Origin of the sequence: Mycobacterium sp. WMMD1722 (genome assembly GCF_049315205.1) — a bacterium.
In the GTDB taxonomy this organism is placed as follows: Bacteria; Actinomycetota; Actinomycetes; order Mycobacteriales; family Mycobacteriaceae; genus Mycobacterium.
Genome location: NZ_CP186056.1, coordinates 3,883,659 through 3,899,729 on the forward strand (window position 1 = coordinate 3,883,659; position 16,071 = coordinate 3,899,729).

Annotated in this window: 15 protein-coding genes; 14 read left to right on the plus strand and 1 reads right to left on the minus strand. The window is 69.2% G+C overall.

Going from position 1 to position 16,071, the window contains the following annotated elements; genetic code table 11:
- Positions 1-10: 10 nt before the first annotated feature.
- The 11 genes from ACN27E_RS18555 to eccD all read left to right on the plus strand — a co-directional run bounded on the left by ACN27E_RS18555 (position 11) and on the right by eccD (position 13,442).
- On the plus strand, positions 11-508 hold the full coding sequence (locus ACN27E_RS18555; protein ID WP_422743666.1) for a YbaB/EbfC family DNA-binding protein: 498 nt from the start codon (positions 11-13) through the stop codon (positions 506-508).
- Entirely contained in the window at positions 501-2,225 is a 1,725-nt protein-coding gene (eccA, locus tag ACN27E_RS18560; protein ID WP_422743667.1) for a type VII secretion AAA-ATPase EccA, read from the plus strand. The genes ACN27E_RS18555 and eccA overlap by 8 nt, the downstream gene beginning before the upstream one ends.
- Positions 2,226-2,229: 4 nt before the next feature.
- Positions 2,230-3,729: a type VII secretion protein EccB gene (eccB, locus tag ACN27E_RS18565; protein ID WP_422743668.1), complete on the plus strand. Its 1,500-nt coding sequence runs from the start codon at positions 2,230-2,232 to the stop codon at positions 3,727-3,729.
- Entirely contained in the window at positions 3,729-5,960 is a 2,232-nt protein-coding gene (gene eccCa / locus ACN27E_RS18570) for a type VII secretion protein EccCa (RefSeq protein WP_422743669.1), read from the plus strand. Before eccB ends, eccCa begins: the two co-directional genes overlap by 1 nt.
- Positions 5,957-7,759 carry a type VII secretion protein EccCb gene (eccCb, locus tag ACN27E_RS18575; protein ID WP_422743671.1) on the plus strand — a complete coding sequence of 601 codons (1,803 nt, stop codon included), beginning with the start codon at positions 5,957-5,959 and terminating at the stop codon, positions 7,757-7,759. The genes eccCa and eccCb overlap by 4 nt, the downstream gene beginning before the upstream one ends.
- A 143-nt stretch (positions 7,760-7,902) precedes the next feature.
- A complete protein-coding gene (locus tag ACN27E_RS18580) occupies positions 7,903-8,196 on the plus strand; it encodes a PE domain-containing protein (protein WP_422743673.1) in 294 nt (97 codons plus the stop codon).
- A gap of 46 nt (positions 8,197-8,242) precedes the next feature.
- Positions 8,243-9,583: a PPE family protein gene (locus tag ACN27E_RS18585; protein ID WP_422743675.1), complete on the plus strand. Its 1,341-nt coding sequence runs from the start codon at positions 8,243-8,245 to the stop codon at positions 9,581-9,583.
- 90 nt (positions 9,584-9,673) lie between these two features.
- Positions 9,674-9,979, plus strand: coding sequence for a WXG100 family type VII secretion target (locus ACN27E_RS18590; RefSeq protein WP_422743677.1), 306 nt, complete (start codon positions 9,674-9,676; stop codon positions 9,977-9,979).
- Positions 9,980-10,013: 34 nt separating this feature from the next.
- Positions 10,014-10,298: a WXG100 family type VII secretion target gene (locus tag ACN27E_RS18595; RefSeq protein WP_422743679.1), complete on the plus strand. Its 285-nt coding sequence runs from the start codon at positions 10,014-10,016 to the stop codon at positions 10,296-10,298.
- A gap of 100 nt (positions 10,299-10,398) precedes the next feature.
- Entirely contained in the window at positions 10,399-11,901 is a 1,503-nt protein-coding gene (locus ACN27E_RS18600; protein ID WP_422743681.1) for a MinD/ParA family ATP-binding protein, read from the plus strand.
- A complete protein-coding gene (gene eccD / locus ACN27E_RS18605; protein ID WP_422743682.1) occupies positions 11,898-13,442 on the plus strand; it encodes a type VII secretion integral membrane protein EccD in 1,545 nt (514 codons plus the stop codon). Before ACN27E_RS18600 ends, eccD begins: the two co-directional genes overlap by 4 nt.
- 27 nt (positions 13,443-13,469) lie before the next feature.
- Here the strand turns inward: eccD and ACN27E_RS18610 are convergent, their stop codons facing one another.
- Positions 13,470-14,111, minus strand: coding sequence for a hypothetical protein (locus ACN27E_RS18610; RefSeq protein ID WP_422743684.1), 642 nt, complete (start codon positions 14,109-14,111; stop codon positions 13,470-13,472).
- Between the two features lie 91 nt (positions 14,112-14,202).
- On the opposite strand from ACN27E_RS18610, the gene ACN27E_RS18615 reads away from it, so the two are divergent.
- From ACN27E_RS18615 to ACN27E_RS18625, 3 genes are all read left to right on the plus strand, one after another.
- The gene (locus ACN27E_RS18615; RefSeq protein WP_422743686.1) at positions 14,203-14,832 is read left to right on the plus strand and encodes a TetR/AcrR family transcriptional regulator; all 630 of its coding nucleotides are present in this window, start codon (positions 14,203-14,205) and stop codon (positions 14,830-14,832) included.
- Positions 14,829-15,089, plus strand: a complete 261-nt coding sequence (locus tag ACN27E_RS18620; protein ID WP_422743687.1) for a hypothetical protein — start codon at positions 14,829-14,831, stop codon at positions 15,087-15,089. The genes ACN27E_RS18615 and ACN27E_RS18620 overlap by 4 nt, the downstream gene beginning before the upstream one ends.
- A 73-nt stretch (positions 15,090-15,162) precedes the next feature.
- Positions 15,163-16,065 (plus strand): HpcH/HpaI aldolase/citrate lyase family protein, encoded by a 903-nt coding sequence (locus ACN27E_RS18625; RefSeq protein WP_422749969.1) that lies wholly within the window; start codon positions 15,163-15,165, stop codon positions 16,063-16,065.
- Positions 16,066-16,071 lie beyond the last annotated feature (6 nt).

Below are 16,071 nucleotides of genomic sequence, written 5' to 3' on the forward strand. Positions count from 1 at the left end.
AGGGGCCGCCATGGTGGGTGATGCTCCGGACGACTTCCTCGGTGACGGCTTCCTCGGTGACGGCTTCCTCGGTGACGACGGGGGCGACGGGGGCGACGGGGGCGACGGCTACGTGCCCGACCTCGCCGCACTGGACGCGCTCGACGCACCGGGCGGTGCGGACGGCGACCTGCCGACGGATGCCTTCACCGTGTCCAACCCCATCGGCAGTGTCACGGTCAGTGCCCACCCGGACGGCCGCATCGAGCGCATCGAGCTGTCCCGCCGATCCACCGAGATGTCCGAGACCGAACTGGCAGAGGAGATAGTCGTGATAGCCGGTCTGGCTGCCCAGGACGCCAAGTCGGCGCAGTACGTGACAATGCTGGAAGGAATGCGCGAACAGGGTCACGACGACCCGGCCACCCGCGAATTCCTGCAGCGCGACCTCGAGCTACCGACCCCGGAGCAGGCCTGGGCGCGTCGGAACGAGGTGTTCACCACCCGGTATGCAGGTACCCATGAGTGACCATCTGACCGGGCTGTTCGGCAGCGCGGTGAGCATGCTTCCGACGGCGCCTGCGCGTGCCTACGAACTGTTCACCGAGATCACCGAATACGACGAGAGCGCCTGCGACGCCTGGGTCGGCCGGATCCGCTGCGGTGACCGCGAGCGGGTGACGCTGTTCCGGGCCTGGTACTCGCGGTCGAACTTCGGGCGGCTGGCCGGCTCGGCCGAGATCACCATGAACGCGCTGGCTGCCCGGGTGCCGATCGGCGGGATCTTCGGCGCGGACATCAGTTATCCCGTGCTCTCACCGCTGGCGATCACCCTCGGATTCGCCGTCCAGGAGGCGGCGATGGGTAATCACGCCGACGCCATGGAGGCGCTCGACGACGCCCCGGCCGCCGGGGCCGAACACCTGGTGTCGTGGGTCAGGGCGGTGATCTACGCCTACGGCGAGCGCTGGACCGACGTCATCGAGCAGGTGCGCGGCGCCGAGGCCTGGCCCGACAAGTTCCTGGCCGCCGCGGCCGGCGTCGCCCAGGGAGTGGCCGCCGCCAACCTCGGCCTGTTCACCGAGGCCGACCGCAAGCTCACCGAGGCCAACAACACCGTCGTGGGACAGGCCTGCGCACCGGCCATCGCCTGGTATCTGGCGATGGCGCGACGGGCCCAGGGCAACGAGGAATCCGCGGTGGTGCTGCTGGAGTGGTTGCAGGCCAACCATCCCGAGCCCAAAGTGACTGCGGCGTCGCGGGATCCGAATTACCGGCTGCTGACGACGACGCCGGAGAAGATCGCCGCGCGCACCGATCCGTGGGACCCGTCCAGCGTGCTGGCCGACACCTCGGGCCGGGAGAAGCTGCTCACCGAGGCCCAGGCCGAGCTCGACCGGCAGATCGGGCTGAACCGGGTGAAACAGCAGATCGAGGCGTATCGCGCCGCGACGCAGATGGCCAAGATCCGGGCCGCGCGCGGCATGAAGGTCGCGCAGACCTCCAAGCACATGATCTTCGCCGGCCCGCCGGGCACCGGAAAGACGACCATCGCCCGGGTGGTGGCCAACATCCTGGCCGGACTCGGCGTCATCGCCGAGCCGAAGCTCGTCGAGACCTCGCGCAAGGACTTCGTCGCCGAATACGAAGGACAATCGGCGGTGAAGACCGCGCGCACCATCGACCGTGCCGTCGGTGGGGTGCTGTTCATCGACGAGGCGTACACCCTGGTGCAGGAACGCGACGGCCGCACCGACCCGTTCGGCACCGAGGCGCTGGACACGCTGCTGGCCCGGATGGAGAACGACCGGGACCGGTTGGTGGTGATCATCGCCGGCTACAGCGGCGACATCGACCGCCTGCTGGAGACCAACGACGGTCTGCGGTCACGCTTCGCCAATCGCATCGAATTCGACTCCTATACCGCGGACGAGATCGTCGACATCACCAAAGTCATTGCCCAGGCGAATGATTCGATCGTCAGCGACGAGGCGGCCAAACGGGTGCTCGAGGCGGCGTCCCTGCTGAGCCAGCGCACGCTCGGTGACAAACCCGCCCTCGACATCGCGGGCAACGGCCGCTATGCGCGTCAGCTGGTGGAGGCCGGCGAACAGGCGCGGGATATGCGCCTGGCCCGGTCGATGGACTTCGAGACGCTGGGAGTGGAGCAGTTGAGCGAGATCAGCGGCGAGGACATGGCGTCGGCCATCGCGTCGGTGCACACCCGGCTGAACGTCAGCGGGTGAGGTGATGGCGAATTTCCGGCTCACCACCAAGGTCCAGGTCAGTGGCTGGCGCTTCCTGTTGCGCCGAGTCGAGCACGCCATCGTGCGGCGCGACACCCGGATGTTCGACGACCCGCTGCAGTTCTACAGCCGGGCGGTCTCGGCGGGGATCGTCATCGCGGTGCTGATCTGCCTGGGCGCCGCACTGCTGGCCTATTTCAAACCGCTGGGCAAACGCGGCGGCGACACCCTGCTCGTCGACCGCTCGACCAATCAGCTCTACGTGGTGATGCCCGGCAACGGTGAACTGCGGCCGGTCTACAACCTCACCTCGGCGCGACTGGTACTCGGCAACCCCGGTACGCCGGTCGCGGTCAAGTCGGAGGAACTCGCTCAGCTGGCGAAGGGGCAGCCCATCGGCATCCCCGGCGCACCGTACGCCACACCGGTCTCCGGCTCGGCCGAATCGATGTGGACGCTGTGTGACACCGTCACCAAACCCGACAGCGCCATCCCCAGCATCGAGACCTCGGTGCTGGTGCGGCCGCTGTCGATCGATGCCACGGTCGGGCCGATGCGCCCCGACCAGGGCATGCTGGTGTCGTTCGAGGGGGCGAACTGGCTGGTCACCGACGGCGGCCGGCATTCGATCGACCTGGCCGACCGGGCCGTCACCTCCGCGGTGGGGATCCCGGTGACCGCACGGGCGACGCCGATCTCGGAGGGTCTGTTCAACGCGCTGCCCAATGCCGGCCCGTGGCAACTGCCGCAGATCGCCCGGGCCGGCGAGCCCAACGTGTCGGGTCTTCCGCCGAATCTGGTCATCGGTTCGGTGTTCACCACGGTGACCGAATCCGACGACCGGCAGCAGCACTACGTCGTGCTGCCCGACGGGGTGGCCCGGGTCAACGACCCGACCGCGGCGGCGCTGCGCGCCACCAACTCCTACGGCCTGATCGAGCCGCCCCTGGTCGAGGCCAGCCTGGTGGCCCGGATCCCCGAACAGGTCTACGTCTCCCCGCTTCCGGACAAGGCGCTCGACATCCTGTTGCGTCAGGACGATCCGACGCTGTGCTGGTCGTGGCAGCGGGTGGCCGGCGACCAGGCGCCCAAGACCACGGTCATCGCCGGCCGGCGGTTGCCCATGGCGGTCTCGGCGCTGGGCACCGGCATCGACCAGATCACCGGGGACTCCACGGTGTACGTCGACGGCGGGCAGTTCATCCGCCTGCAATCGCCGGACCCCCGCTACGGCGAAAGCCTCTACTACATCGATCCGCAGGGTGTCCGCTACGGCATCCCCGACGAGGACACCGCCAAGAGCCTGGGCCTGACCGGTCCGCGGACCGCGCCCTGGCAGGTGGTGAGTCTGCTGGTCGACGGACCGGTGCTATCCAAGCGGGCGGCTCTGCTCGAACACGACACGTTGCCCGGCAACCCCGAACCCCGAAGGGCCGGTGACCCCGCCGCCCCGGCCGGGGTCGCCGGAGCACAACCGGCACCCACGCCACCGGGAGGCGGCTGATGACCACCAAGAAGTACACCCCGATCACCAAGCGCGGACCGCGGCTGACCCCGGGCGAGATCACCGTGACCCCACCGGACGACCTGGGGGTGGAGATCCCGCCGTCGGGCGTGCAGAAGGCGATGCCCTGGGTGATGGGCGGGTGCATGCTCGGGATGATCTCGATCATGATCTTCACCGGCGTGCGTCAGCTCTCGCCGTACATGCTGATGATGCCGCTGATGATGGTGATGGGCACCGTCGGGTTCATGGCCGGCGGCGGGTCGGGCGGCAAGAAGGTCCCCGAGATCAACGCCGACCGCAAGGAGTACCTGCGCTATCTGGCCGGGTTGCGCACCCGGGTGACGTCGTCGGCGGCCGCGCAGGTCACCTTCTTCAACTATCACGCCCCGCACCCCGACGATCTGCTGTCCATCGTCGGGACCCACCGGCAGTGGTCCCGGCAGGCCAACAACGACTTCTACGCCGCGGTACGCATCGGACTGGGTGCCGAGGCCGCCGTCGACCGGTTGCTCAAACCGTCGGTCACCGGTGATCTCGCCGGCCCGCAGGCCGCCCCGCAGCCACACCTCGAGCCGGTCAGCCATATGTGGGTGACGAAGTTCCTGCGCACCCACGGGTTGATCCACGACTGCCCGAAACTCGTTCAACTGCGCACGTTCCCGACGATTGCGATCGGTGGCGACGAGGCCGGTGCGGCCGCCCTGCTGCGCGCGATGATCTGCCATCTTGCGGTGTTCCATCCGCCGGACCTGCTGCAGATGCGGGTACTGATGGACAACCCCGAGGACCCGGACTGGAACTGGGTCAAGTGGCTGCCGCACGTGCAGCACCAGACCGACACCGACGCCGCCGGCGCCACCCGGATGGTGTTCACCCGCCCCGACGGGCTGTCGGATCTGACCGCGCGCGGACCGCACACCGCCGACGCCGCCCCCGGCGGACCGTACGTCGTGGTGATCGATCTGACCGGTGGCCGCGCCGGCTTCCCGGTGGACGGCCGGGCCGGAGTCACGGTGCTGACGCTGGGCAACCACAACGGCTCGGTGTACCGCATCCGGGTGGCGCCCGATGGCACCGCCGACGACCGGCTACCCAACCAGGCGTTCCGGTTGGTCACCGATGCGACCGACGGGATGACGCCCGGTCAGGCGGGGCGGATCGCGCGCAAGCTGGCCGGCTGGTCGATCACCGGCACGATCATCGACAAGAACGTCCGGGTGCAGAAGAAGGTCGCCACCGAATGGCATCAGCTGGTCGGCGCGCAGACCATTGAGGAGGTCACCCCGGCGCGGTGGCGGATGTTCAGCGACACCGATCGTGACCGGCTGCGGATCCCGTTCGGCCATGAACTCAAGACCGGCGACATCATGTATCTCGACATCAAGGAGGGTGCGGAGTTCGGCGCCGGCCCGCACGGCATGTTGATCGGCACCACGGGTTCGGGCAAATCCGAATTCCTGCGCACCCTGATCCTGTCGCTCGCCGCCACGCACCACCCCGACCAGGTGAATCTCCTCCTGACCGATTTCAAAGGCGGTTCGACCTTCCTCGGCATGGAGAAGCTGCCGCACACCGCGGCGGTCGTCACCAACATGGAGGAGGAGGCCGAGTTGGTCAGCCGGATGGGGGAGGTGCTGACCGGCGAACTCGACCGCAGGCAGTCGATCCTGCGCCAGGCCGGGATCCAGGTCGGCGCCGCCGGTGCACTGTCCGGGGTGGCCGAATACGAGAAGCACCGCGAGCGCGGCGCGGAGCTGCCGCCGCTGCCGACGCTGTTCGTGGTGGTCGACGAGTTCGCCGAGTTGCTGCAGAACCACCCCGACTTCATCGGCCTGTTCGACCGTATCTGCCGGGTCGGCCGGTCGCTGCGGGTGCATCTGCTGCTGGCCACGCAGTCGCTGAACACCGGCGGCGTCCGCATCGACAAGCTGGAACCGAACCTGACCTACCGGATCGCGTTGCGCACCACCAGCTCGGCCGAGTCCAAGGCGGTGATCGGCACGCCGGAGGCGCAGTACATCACCAACAAGGAGAGCGGTGTGGGTTTCCTGCGGGTCGGCATGGAGGATCCGGTGAAATTCCACAGCGTCTACACCGGGGTCACCTACGAACCGACGAAACCGGTGGTAGAGGATGGCGAGGCCAAACCGCGCGCCGCGTCCTCGAACGCTGTGCGCATCCACCGCTTCACCGCCGCACCCGTCTTCGACACGGCGGTGACGCAGTGACCACCTCTGAGCAGAAGGTGCTGCGCGAGGTCGTCCTCGACCAGCTGACCACCGGGGAGATCCGGGCCTACCGGATGTGGCTGCCGCCGCTGACCGATCCGACCCCGGTCAACGAACTCGTCGCCCGCGATCACCAGCGTCAGCCGCTGCGCTTCGGGCTGGGCATCATGGACGAGCCGCGCCGGCACCGGCAGGAGGTCTGGGGGGTCGACGTCTCGGCGGCGGGTGGCAACATCGCCGTCGGCGGGGCGCCCCAGACCGGGAAGTCGACGTTTCTGCAGACGCTGATGTTGTCGGCGGCGGCCACCCACTCACCCCGGGACGTGCAGTTCTACTGCGTCGACCTGGGTGGTGGCGGCCTGATGTATCTCGAGGACCTGCCGCACGTGGGCGGGGTCGCGACGCGCGCCGAACCCGACCGGGTCAACCGGGTGGTCGCCGAGGTCAAAGCGGTGCTGCGGCAACGTGAGCGCACCTTCAAGGAGTTCCGCGTGGGCTCGATCGCGGCCTATCGGCAGATGCGTCAGGACCCGTCGAATCCGGCGGCCGCCGATCCGTTCGGCGACGTCTTCCTGGTCATCGACGGCTGGCCCGCGTTCGTCGCCGAGTTCCCGGATCTGGAGCCGGTGGTGCAGGATCTCGCCGGCCAGGGGTTGGCGTTCGGCGTACATGTGATCATCTCCACCCCGCGCTGGACCGAGCTGAAGTCCCGGGTGCGCGACTATCTGGGCACCAAGGTGGAGTTCCGGCTCGGCGATGTCAACGAGACCCAGATCGACCGCATCACCCGCGAGATCCCCAACAACCGCCCCGGACGCGCGGTCTCGCTGGAGAAGCATCACCTGATGATCGGGGTGCCGCGCCTCGACGGTGTGCACAGTGCCGCCGACATCGTGCCGGCGATGTCGGCCGCCGTTGCGCATCTCGCCGATCGACACACCGAGCGCGCCCCGAAGGTGCGGGTGCTGCCGGAGCGGGTCTACCTCCACGAGTTGGACCCGGCTCCGCCGACGCCCGACGCCGATTACCGGACCCGGTGGACGGTGCCGCTCGGTGTGCGCGAGTCCGATCTCAGCGTCGCCTACAACCCGATGCACTCGACACCGCATCTGCTGATCTTCGGAGCGCCGAAGTCCGGTAAGACGACGATCGCGCATGCGGTGGCCCGCGCGATCTGCGCCCGCAACAGCCCCCAGCAGGTGCGGTTCATGCTGGCCGACTACCGGTCGGCCTTGCTGGACGCGGTCCCGCAGAGCCATCTGCTGGCGGCCGGTGCGGTGAACCGCAACCACGCGTCGCTGGAGGTGGCGATCAAGGCGCTGGCGACCAACCTCAAGGACCGGCTGCCCCCGCCCGACCTGACCACCGCGCAACTGCGGGCGCGGTCCTGGTGGAAGGGCCCCGACATCGTGCTGCTGGTCGACGACTGGCACATGATCGTCGCCGCCTCCGGCATGCTGTCGCCGATGGCGCCGCTGGCCCCCCTGCTGCCGGCCGCTGCGGACATCGGTCTGCACATCATCGTGACGTGCCAGATGAGCCAGGCGCACCGCGCGACGATGGACAAATTCGTCGGTGCCGCCTACGGGGCCGGCACCCCGACGCTGTTCCTGTCGGGGGAGAAGACCGAGTTCCCCTCGTCGGAGATCAAACTGCGCAAACGCCCGCCTGGCCAGGCGCTTCTGGCGTCCCCGGACGGGAAGGAGGTGGTGCAGGCGGCCTACATAGACCCCCCAGAGGATCCGTTCGAGGGGGGACCGCCAGAAGAAGTGTTAGCACCACCTCCGGGGGGCGGTTAGTATCTAACAAGAGCCGCAGCAACGTGGGAGCCACGCCGCTAGCAAAGGTTCGGGGGATGCGTCTGGTGACGGATGTGTAGATTCCGCTCGCCGATCGCACGACGTTTGTCCCGCTCAACAGGTATGCGAGGAGGAGAAGCGCGATGCAACCGTTGGAACACAATCCCGGCGCAGCAGGTGTCGGCGGACAGGTCGTCGCAAACGGCGCCCGGGGTCTGGCCGGCGGTACGGCGGCCACCGCGGCCGTGACGGCACTCGTACCCGCGGGTGCCGACGAGATCTCGGCGATGGCCGCCGCGACGTTCGCCGCCGAGGGCGCCGAGACACTGGCGATCAACACCTTCGCCCAGGAGGAGCTGTCTCGTGCGGGTGCCGCGTTCGTCGAGATCGCGGGTCTGTACGCGGCCACCGACGAGGCCAACGCCAGCACGTTCTGACCGGTCGTCGGCGCGTCTAGCGGAGAATCCACCGGAGTAACCACCGATGCCAGTTTCGGCTATTCCCCTTCCCCCGACCTGGGTGGCCATGCCACCCGAGGTCAACACCGCTCGGCTGATGGCGGGAGCGGGCCCCGCGCCGATGCTCCAGGCCGCAGCCGGCTGGGAGGGTTTCGCCCTGCTGCTGGAGACTCAGGCCGACGAACTCGCCGCCAGTTTGAGCAACCTCGCGTCCCTGTGGAGCGGAACGGCGAGCGAGCGGGCCATCCAGGCCACGATGCCCACCATCATGTGGCTGCGGACCACGGCAGCCCAGGCGATGAAGCGGGCGCTGCAGGCCACGAATCAGGCAAACTCCTACACCCTGGCGATGGCAACCACGCCGCCGTTGCCCGAGATCGAGCAGAACCACATCACCCACGGAGTGCTGGAGGCCACCAACTTCCTGGGCGTCAACACGGTGCCGATCGGGGTGAACGAGTTCGACTACTTCGTGCGGATGTGGAACCAGGCGGCCGACGCCATGCACGTGTATCAGGCCGAGACACAGATGAACTCGCTCTTCGAGCCGATCATCCCGTTGAAGCCCATCGTCATCCCGGGCATCGGCGAGAGCGGCGCCGCGGCCCAGGCGGCGCAGGCTGCCGCCCGCGCCCCGATGGGGGCGATGCGCAACGCGGTGGTCGCGAAGGTCAGCGCGCAGGGCAAGCTCGAATCGGCGAAGCTGGGCGCCGGCCGGGCGATGGCGGTCGGCCAGAAGGCCGGTGAACAGTCGCAGAGCACCGCGCAGAAATCCGAGGACGGCGCCGCGCAGCTGATGGGGTCGGGGCAACAGCTGCAGCAGGGCATGCAGATGGGCATGCAGATGGGGATGCAGGTGGCCTCGACGGTCACCCAGATCCCGCAGCAGATGGGCCAGATGGTCCAGACGCCGATGCAGATGCTGACCCAGCCGCTGCAGCAGATGTCCTCGGTGTTCGGCCAGCTGGGTGGCCTCGGTGAGCGCAACGCCCAGATCGGTCTGATCGGCGCCAGCCCGCTGTCGAACCATCCGCTCGTCGGCGGGTCGGGCCCCGGTTCGGGGTCGGGGCTGGTGCGGGCGGCCTCGCTGCCGGGCGCGGGCGGTACCGCGGCGCGGACGCCGTTGATGTCGAATCTGGTGGGCAAGGACCTCGAGATGACACCGGTCAGTGTCGGGGCGGGAGTGGGCCCCGGCGTCGTCTCCACGGGCCTGGCGCCGGTCGGCGGCAGCGGTGCCGGCGGCGGGATGGGCCCGATGATGGGCGGCGGCCAGCAGGCCGCCAAGAGCGGGGGCTCCAAGACCGGGCTGACGGCGCCCGCCCCCTTGACGCACGACCTCGACGAAGACGAAGGCGACGACTGGTAGTCGCCGGATCACCGGACTTCCCGGTCGCACGGCCGGAAGACTCGCCATTTCCCTTGGTGAGGACACAGGAAAAGAAGGAATGTATCCAGCATGGCAATGAATACCGATATTGCTGTCCTCGCCAAGGAGGCCAGCAACTTCGAACGAATCTCTGGCGAGTTGCAGGGTGTCCGCGCTCAGGTCGAGTCGACGGCCGGCGGACTGACCGCGATCTGGCAGGGCCAGGCCGGCACCGCGGTGCAGGCCGCGCTGCTGCGCTACCAGGAGGCGGCGCAGGCCCAGGTCCAGGCGCTCAACGACATCTCGTCGAACATCGCGATCTCGGGCACGCAGTACGGCTCGACCGACGATGACCAGGCCGCGGCGATCGCCGGCAACATGAACATCAACGGCTGATCCAGCCCCGACAGACCAGAGAACGGAGTAACAGATGTCCCAACAGGTATGGAATTTCGGCGCCATTCGCGGCGGTATCAGCGAGGTCCAGTCAGCGGTCGGCGTGACCGATGGGCTGCTGGACGAGGGAAAGGCGTCGCTCGCCGCGCTCGCCTCGGTGTGGGGCGGCACCGGTTCGGACGCTTACCAGGCCGTTCAGGCGCGCTGGGATGCGACCTCGGCCGAGCTCAACTCGGCGCTGCAGAACCTGGCCCACACCATGGAGGAGGCCACCGGATCGATGGAGGGCACGGAGCAGGCCGTCACCGGCATGTTCTGATCCTCGCCGCGCGAGGTGGGTGGACCAGGCGGATCTGCGGATTCGGCCGACTCCGCCCACCTTCTGCGGTTCGCGTCAATCAACCCCTTGAGAGGTTCTTATGTCGGCCGACTATGACCGGCTCTTCCACAACCCGGACGCCGCTCAGACGCCCGACGAAGCGACCGTGCACGTCGACCGCGACGCCATCATGAAGGGCGCGACCGGCGCCACCGGCGCGACCGGCGCGACGGGCACCACCGGCGCCGCGGGCGGATCGGGAGCCGGTGCGCCACCCCCGGTCCCCACCGGCAGCGCGGGTTCGGCCGACGCGTCGGCGGCGCCACCGCCCATGCCCATCACGCCGCCGCGCACCCAGTCCGCCCCGCCGCCCCGGCAGAGCGAGATCACCCATCAGATGCCGCCGGCGACTGCGACACCGACACCGGGGCACAATCCGATGCCCCAGCACCAGCGGCCGCCCAACGGGCTGATGCGCACCCCGCAGACGAATCTGCCAAGTGGAGCGCGTTTCGAGGTGCCCCACAGCGCGCCCGCCCCGGCGCCGCGGCCGGCGCCGGCCCCGCCGCCGTCCCAGCATTTCGCCGCCGAGACGGCGCCGCCGGAGCTGACGTGGCAGCCGGGTCAGCCGCCCGTCCAGCCCGCGCCGACCTCGGCGGCGGCGATGGGCAACCACCGGGCCATCGACGCGCTGTCCCACGTCGGCGTGAAGTCCGCGGTCAAGATGCCGTCCCAGCGGGGGTGGCGGCACATCCTGTACCTGATGACGCGCATCAATCTCGGCCTGTCACCCGACGAGCTCTACGAGATGGATCTGCACGCCCGCATCCGGCGCAACGCCCGCGACTCGTACCAGATCGGGGTGCTCGGGCTGAAAGGCGGCGTCGGTAAGACCGCCGTCACCGTCGCCCTCGGTTCCGCGCTGGCCAAGGTCCGCGGCGACCGCATCCTGGCGATCGACGCCAACCCCGACGGCGGCAATCTGGCCGACCGCGCGGGCCGGCAGTCCGCCGCGACCGTGGCCGACCTGCTGTCGGACAAGGAGCTGTCCCGCTACAACGACATTCGCGCCTACACGTCGATGAACGGCGCGAATCTCGAGGTGCTGTCGTCGGAGGAGTACAGCCAGGCCCGCCGGGAGTTCAACGACGAGGACTGGCAGGGCGCCACCAACGTCGTCTCGCGCTACTACAACCTGGTGCTGGCCGACTGCGGTGCCGGACTGTTCCAGACCGCATCGCGCGCGGTGCTCAAGACGGTGTCCGGACTGGTCATCGTGGCCAGCGCCTCGATCGACGGCGCACGGCAGGCAGCGGTGACGATGGACTGGATGCGCCAGAACGGCTACCAGGATCTGCTCGGCCGCTCGTGCGTGGTGATCAACCACGTGACCCCGGGCAAACCCAACATCGATGTCGCTGACCTGGTTGCGCAATTCGAACGTCACGTGCAGCCGGGCCGTGTCATCGTTCTGCCGTGGGACAAGCACATCGCGGCCGGCACCGAGATCCAGCTCGAGCTGCTCGACAAGACCTTCCAGCGCCGGATCATCGAGTTGGCGGCTGCCTTGTCTGACGACTTCGACAGGCTCGAACGCCGTTGACCGCTACCGCAGCGAGCTCCGCCACGGGATCGGCCGGCGGGTCCAGTGTCACGCCCGGTCGGCAGTCCACCACCCGGGTGACGGTGTTGACGGGGCGCCGGATGACCGATCTGGTGCTGCCCGCGGCAGCGCCGATCGAGACCTACATCGACGACACCGTTGCCGTACTGGCCGAGATCCTCGAGGACACCCCCAAAGACGTCCTGGCCGGTTTCGACTTCGCCGCCCAGGGCGTCTGGGCGTTCGCCCGGCCGGGTGCCCCGCCGCTGAAGGCCAGTGAGTCCCTCGACGAGTCCGGGGTGGTGGACGGTTCGCTGCTGACGCTCGTGTCGGTCAGCCGCACCGAGCGGTACCGCCCGCTGGTGGAGGACGTGATCGATGCGATCGCGGTGCTCGACGAGTCACCCGAGTTCGACCGCCGCGCACTGCACCGCTTCGTCGGGGTCTGCGTCCCCGCGGTCGCGGTCGCGATCACCGTGGTGTCCCTGCTGTCCTGGAACCGCACCGGCCAGAGTGTGTGGTGGGCGCTGGCGCTGGCGCTGCTCGGGCTGGCGCTGCTGGGTGGCAGCGTGCTCGCCCAGAGCCGGTTCGCGAACATCGACATGGCCGAGAGTCTGCTGATCGCCGCGGTACCGGTGTTGGCCGGCGCGGCCGCGCTCGCGGTACCGCTACCCAACGGCGTCGGCTCGCTGGGCGCACCGCAGGTCGCCGGAGCTGCTGCGGTGGTGCTGTTGCTCACCCTGGCCACTCGCGGGGGGCCGCGGCGGCGGGCGGAGTTCGCGGCGTTCCTCGCCGTCGCGGCGACGGCCCTCACGGCCGCGGCGATCGCTTACGGCTACGGCTGGGCGTACTGGGTGCCGGCCGGGGCGGTGGCCTTCGGCCTGATCGTGGTGACCAACGCCGCGAAGATGACGGTGGCGGTGGCCCGCATCGCGCTGCCGCCGATTCCGGCACCCGGGGAGACCGTGTCCAACGACGAACTGCTCGATCCGGTGACCACCCGGGAACTGTCCGATGAGGAGACGCCGACCTGGCAGGCCATCATCGCGTCGGTGCCGGAGTCGGCGGCGCGTCTGCACGAGCGCAGCGAACTGGCCCGCAAACTGCTGATCGGATTCCTCGCCGCGGGAGCGCTGACCCTGGCGGTCGGGGCGATCACCGTGGTGGTTCCGGGGCACTTCTTCATCCACAGCCTGGTCGTGGCCGCTTTGGTGGCCGCGATCGCAGGTTTCCGGTCGCGGCTCTACGCCGAGCGCTGGTGCGCGTGGGCGTTGCTAGCGGTGACCGTCGCGGTACCCACCGGTGTGATGGTCCGGCTGTGCCAGTGGTATCCGGACCGGGCTTGGCTGGTGCTGGCGATCTACGCTGCGCTCGGTGCGGTGGCGCTGGTCGTCATCGGCGCCACCGACGGCGTGCGGCGGTTGTCCCCGGTGACCAAGCGGATTCTCGAGCTCATCGACGGCGCGGCGATCGCGGCGGTGATCCCGCTGCTGCTGTGGATCGCCAGCGTCTACGACCTGCTGCGCAATCTGCGGTTCTAGCCGCCCGGCCGCAGCAGGAACTTCACCTCAGCTGTTCTGTAGGCCGGTCCGCAGCGCGATGGCCTGCTTCACGCCGATGTCGGTGACGACCTCGGGGGCCGTCGGGTTGCCCGGTGTGCTGCCGAATTCGATGCGGGCGACGGCGGGTCCTTCGGTGAACAGCAGCACGGTCATGTCCTTGCTGCCGTCCGGCGACATACCGCTGATGACGGTGCCGTCGGTGCCGACGGGCGAGGGTTCCGGCGTTCCGCCGGTGATCGTGTTGCCGATGGCCTGGACGCTGGCGTCGAGCGCCGCCTTGGCGGCCTCGGGGTCGGGCAGGATGCTGAGGGTCACGCCGACCGCGCGGGTGTCGTCCTGGTTCACGAACAGCGCGGACACCCCTTTACCGCCGCGCCGGTTGGGCACCGTCGACCGGAGCGTGAACTGCTGGCTGGGGGTGCTGATGTCGCCGGGCAGGACGAGCAGGCGCGAATAGTCCGTCGCGGCCGTGTTCTCCTTCGGCGCCGACGTCGTCGCCGAGGTGGTGGGCGCGACCGGTGCCAGCGCCGGCGCAGAGGCCGAGGGGTCCGACCCATTCGGGGAGCAGCCGCTCAATCCGAGGACGAGAACCACCGCGGCCCCCAGTGCGGTTCGGATCGCGACCGACGAGTTGCTCGAAATGCCCATGGATATCCGCCGAAACCCCAATCAGGTGCGTAAAGCTGAGAATATACTGAACAGAGTGTCCACAAATGATGCTACGCGGGCCGTCACGGAGGTGGCAAACACGCCTGCGCCACGGCTGCGCCGCGGGCGGCCGCGCAACGCGGAACTGCGCGATGCGGTGCTTCGCGCAGGTGCCGACCTGGCGTTGGCCGGCGGCGGCGCCGCGGTCAGCATCGACGCCATCGCCAAGCGAGCGGCGGTGAGCCGCACGACGATCTATCGCTGGTGGCCGTCGGGGGCGGCGATCGTGCTGGAAGGTCTGCTCGACCGGATGCGCCCGTCCATCACGCCACCGGGGGGCAGTTCCGCGCGTGAGGCGGTGGACCATCAGCTGCACGCCCTCAACGCGATCCTGTCCGACGCCACCACCGGTCCGCTGTTCCGCAGTGTCATCGCCGCGGCTGGCTCCGGCGGTGAACTGGCCACCGCGCTGCTCGACCAGTGGCTGCTGCCACGGCGGGCCGCGGTTCACACGGTGTTGCTCGACGGCGTCCGCTCCGGTGAGTTGCGCCATGATCTGGACATCGACGTGATGATCGACGCGCTGTTCTCCCCGCCCTACTACCGGCTGATGTTCGACCTGCCCGCCCTGGACGACGCCGCCGTCACCGAACTTCTCGACACCGTCTGGCGCGGATCGGTCACCAAGCCGGAGTCGCTCGGCCTACAGTCGGAGCCATGATGCGCGCGGTGCGACTCTTTGTCGGGGCGGCACTCTGCGCCGGGTCGCTGACCGGGGTCGGCGTGGTACTCACCCCGGCGGTGAGCGGGGCATGCCTGCCCGGCGAAACCGGCGTCACCAACGGGTGCGCGCCGTTCTGTCTGCCCGGCAAATACCTCGACATGAGTACCGGCCTGTGCACACCGGCGCCATTCCCGGTGCCCCCGGGCTCGGGGCCACTGCCGCCGGCCGGTGTCATCCCGCCGTCGCCCTACTGATCGCCCCCCGCTTCGCCTCCCCCGAGCCGGGTGGGCGACCATGAACGCCGTGTATGACGAGGGCACCATCGACATGTCCGATACCGACCAGCCCGAGGTCGAGGGATCCCGCCTCGACCCGGTGCTCGCCCGCAGCTGGCTGCTGGTCAACGGCGCTCACGGGGATCGGTTCGCCCCGGCGGCACGGTCGCGCGCCGACATCGTCGTTCTCGACATCGAGGACGCCGTCGCACCCAAGGACAAGACGGCGGCGCGGGACCACGTGGTGTCCTGGCTGGCCGCCGGGAACTCCGACTGGGTCCGGATCAACGGGTTCGGCACCCCCTGGTGGTCGGACGATCTGGACGCGCTTACCGGGACGTCGGTCGGCGGGGTGATGCTGGCGATGGCCGAATCCGTCGACCACGTGACCGAGACGGCCAAGCGGCTGCCGGGAGTGCCGATCGTGGCACTGGTGGAGACCGCCCGCGGGCTGGAACGGATCACCGAGATCGCCGCGGCCAAGGGCACGTTCCGGTTGGCGTTCGGCATCGGCGACTTCCGCCGCGACACCGGTTTCGGTGACAACCCGGCCACGCTGGCTTACGCCCGGTCGCGCTTCACCATCGCCGCCAAGGCCGCGCACCTACCGAGCGCGATCGACGGTCCCACCATCGGGTCCAGCGCACTGAAGCTCATCGAGGCGACGGCCGTGTCCGCGGAGTTCGGCATGAGCGGCAAGATCTGCCTGACCCCCGATCAGTGTGCGATCGTCAACGAGGGCCTGTCCCCCTCGCAAGACGAGATCGCCTGGGCCAAGGAGTTCTTCGCCGAGTTCGACCGCGACGGCGGCGAAATCCGCAACGGCTCGGATCTGCCGCGCATCGCGCGGGCCAACAAGATCCTGGACCTGGCGCGGGCCTACGGCATCGAGGTGCACGATTTCGACGACGAGGCCGTGCACGTGCCGCCGCCGTCGGACACCTACCACTTCTGACCCACG

Coding starts and splice junctions, on each gene's coding strand:
- eccB (WP_422743668.1), top strand. CDS start 2,230: ATGGCGAATTTCCGGCTCACCACCAAGGTCCAGGTCAGTGGCTGGCGC.
- ACN27E_RS18585 (WP_422743675.1), top strand. CDS start 8,243: ATGCCAGTTTCGGCTATTCCCCTTCCCCCGACCTGGGTGGCCATGCCA.
- eccCa (WP_422743669.1), top strand. CDS start 3,729: ATGACCACCAAGAAGTACACCCCGATCACCAAGCGCGGACCGCGGCTG.
- eccA (WP_422743667.1), top strand. CDS start 501: ATGAGTGACCATCTGACCGGGCTGTTCGGCAGCGCGGTGAGCATGCTT.
- ACN27E_RS18620 (WP_422743687.1), top strand. CDS start 14,829: ATGATGCGCGCGGTGCGACTCTTTGTCGGGGCGGCACTCTGCGCCGGG.
- ACN27E_RS18555 (WP_422743666.1), top strand. CDS start 11: ATGGTGGGTGATGCTCCGGACGACTTCCTCGGTGACGGCTTCCTCGGT.
- ACN27E_RS18625 (WP_422749969.1), top strand. CDS start 15,163: ATGTCCGATACCGACCAGCCCGAGGTCGAGGGATCCCGCCTCGACCCG.
- ACN27E_RS18590 (WP_422743677.1), top strand. CDS start 9,674: ATGGCAATGAATACCGATATTGCTGTCCTCGCCAAGGAGGCCAGCAAC.
- ACN27E_RS18580 (WP_422743673.1), top strand. CDS start 7,903: ATGCAACCGTTGGAACACAATCCCGGCGCAGCAGGTGTCGGCGGACAG.
- ACN27E_RS18600 (WP_422743681.1), top strand. CDS start 10,399: ATGTCGGCCGACTATGACCGGCTCTTCCACAACCCGGACGCCGCTCAG.
- ACN27E_RS18595 (WP_422743679.1), top strand. CDS start 10,014: ATGTCCCAACAGGTATGGAATTTCGGCGCCATTCGCGGCGGTATCAGC.
- ACN27E_RS18610 (WP_422743684.1), bottom strand. CDS start 14,111: ATGGGCATTTCGAGCAACTCGTCGGTCGCGATCCGAACCGCACTGGGG.